This window comes from Solibacillus ferritrahens, from assembly GCF_037027585.1.
Classification (GTDB): Bacteria; Bacillota; Bacilli; order Bacillales_A; family Planococcaceae; genus Solibacillus; species Solibacillus ferritrahens.
On sequence record NZ_JAXCLE010000068.1, the window covers coordinates 1 to 538 of the forward strand.

At 34.9% G+C, this 538-nt stretch carries 1 protein-coding gene; it reads right to left on the minus strand.

Annotated features, from left to right (window positions below; genetic code table 11):
* Positions 1 to 357 (minus strand): transposase domain-containing protein (locus SNE38_RS19260; RefSeq protein WP_456242983.1); only part of this gene is annotated, 357 nt, incomplete at its 3' end.
* Positions 358 to 538 lie beyond the last annotated feature (181 nt).

Genomic DNA, 538 nt, shown 5'->3' on the forward strand with positions numbered 1-538 from the left:
TGGATGATGATGAATTTCCTCAATTTCAATATCCTCACGAAACGAATCATTTCGTTTTTTATTTTTCTTTTTACGAGTAACAGTATAACTAACCGTTTCCGTGCTTTGTTCTTCTGTCTGCTCAGGTTCGCTAAAAGACGGATCGTCTTCAAATAAAGAGCCTTGTCCGTCTGGTGCTTGATATTTGGATTTCTCTGATTTAGAACCGTATAAAGCTTTTGTTAAATGGCGAATTTGTTCAGTTAATGCTTCAATTTGTTTGGTTAAACTTTTATTTTGTTCTTTTGTATAGGCTAGTTGTTCTTCCAATAATTGAATCACTTTTTCATTTGAAGCGTTTCCCAAATCATTCACCACATTTCGTTCAATTTAAGTTATAAATGATTATACCACTTGAAATAGGGCTATTAAAAGACACCTTTTGCAGATTTTGCAATCGCCTTTGGCTGTTGCAGGGATAAGCCTTCTAATAACCACCTAAGCTCTTGTTGCGAAAGATTGCGCACCTCATTTTCATTTTTTGGCCATTGTAACTTTC